We start from the raw sequence: 1,803 nt of genomic DNA on the forward strand, positions 1-1,803 counted from the left end.
CCTCCCTCTATAAAGTTAATTTATCTCACGAATACTCTCTTTTTCTCAAAATTTCATAACCACCTAATAGTTGACACACCAAAATTAATGGATATTAATTGTATTTCTTTAAATGATTTACAGGTTGGGGGACATCCTACCAACCAAATTGGTTTTATTTGGTAGATAGTGTATAACCGTGCTAGGAAATCTCCACGCAAATCACGGTCGCTAACCCTCCCATGTCTCTCCGGATTGTAATCCATACATTCCTTCGTCCTGCGTATCCATGAGGTGGAGGTTGGATAAGCTCCTTTGCTGGGTCTCATGCCCGAATGGTAAAAATAAGCTCCAACTCTGCACTATTGGTGTTTGTTTGAGAAATTAAAAGTGATTCGGAGTTATACTCATCAAGACTTATGCAGCCTGTAATGATAGGTTTTGTGTTAACCCTTTTAATAATTTTGATCCATCAAATTCACATTGTTTCTGTCCAATGACAAACAAGACCCGTAATAACTTACAACACAAGGCAATAAGTGACTGTTGTTTCTTAAGTGGACGCTCAGATCTCGTGGTGTAATATTTATGCAAAGCTTTAAAGATTGGGTTATGAGCTACAAGTGGACGAATAGCCAAATATAAGGCTCGTCGTAGACGACTTCGTCCTCTTTTAGTAATTCGTGTTTGACCTTTAAATTTACCTGAACTGTGCTCTCGTAATGAGAGTCCAGCTAGATTAACTAATTGCTGAGGATGATTATATTTCGTTATATCACCTACTTCTGCAAAAAACAGAGCGATGGTTGTAGAGCCCAGCCCAGAAATATCCATCATCTGCTTCGCTCCTGGAAGCTTTTCAACTAATGTTTCTAGCTCCGTGTCTAACTGTTCCAACTGTTGCTTATAAAGCTCATACTGTTCCAGTAGACATTCTAATTCACGCTTGGCAAACTTAATGCCGATTTGAATACCTATACTTTTTTTCGCAGCTTCTACAAGTTTCGTTGCACGTTTGATTCCTACACCTCGTTGGACAAATGGTTTCCAACTCTTCAATACTTCCTCGGGTGTCATTTCTTTGATTTGTGATGGAAAAGGAAACATTCGTAACGTACAGAAAGCTGCTTTACCTTCCCAGTCTCCAAAGACATCAAAGAACTCGGGAAAATAACGCTGAATATTGTTTTGGATTCGCCCTTCAATAATCATCAGTTGTTTCGTGAGCTGATCTCGTAATTTGACGCCTTCTCTTAATTCGGCATAAATGCCATCCAAGAGATTTGGTACGGAGTATCGCCCATCCTTAATCAACTGTGCTATTACTCTGGCATCTTTTGTATCATTTTTGGTGGGAGAGTTATCATCAAGCTCTTTACTTTTCTTAACGTGCATTGGGTTAACTAAAACAAAGTCATAACCCTTAGCCCTTAGAAAATAAGCTAAACTTAACCAGTAATGCCCTGTAGGTTCTACACCAAATATGACGTGGTTCTTGCCATTTTGCTTTCTGTGTCGTTCCATCCAATCTAATAGTTTTTGGAATCCGTGAATGCGATTTTCGAAGATTAAGCGTTTCCCGAACTCCAATCCTCTGTCATCTTGTGCACGTGCCACGTGTTTGTCCTTGGCAACATCAATGCCAATAATAAGGGTTGATTGAGTAATTTGAGAGATTTTTTGATTTTGTGTATAATTCATTAGTGAGTCCTCCTTGGTTACTTAATTAAGGGTCCTTGCGCTGCAGCTTCGGACACCTCGTACTATACCAAGAGGGCTCTTTTTGTTTCAACTCTCAAATTTCTTTATTACAGGAATGCTCCT

Annotated in this window: 1 protein-coding gene; it reads right to left on the bottom strand. The window is 39.2% G+C overall.

The features are described from left to right. Nucleotides 1–396: 396 nt before the first annotated feature. Nucleotides 397–1,680, bottom strand: a complete 1,284-nt coding sequence (locus DZB84_RS24540) for an IS110 family RNA-guided transposase (protein WP_116354906.1) — start codon at nt 1,678–1,680, stop codon at nt 397–399. Nucleotides 1,681–1,803: the final 123 nt, after the last annotated feature.

This window comes from Bacillus sp. HNG (assembly GCF_003400205.1).
Taxonomy (GTDB): Bacteria; Bacillota; Bacilli; order Bacillales; family Bacillaceae_L; genus Ferdinandcohnia.

Bases quoted from the DNA above. Each gene is read 5' to 3' on its own strand.
- DZB84_RS24540 (WP_116354906.1), bottom strand. From the start codon at position 1,680: ATGAATTATACACAAAATCAAAAAATCTCTCAAATTACTCAATCAACC.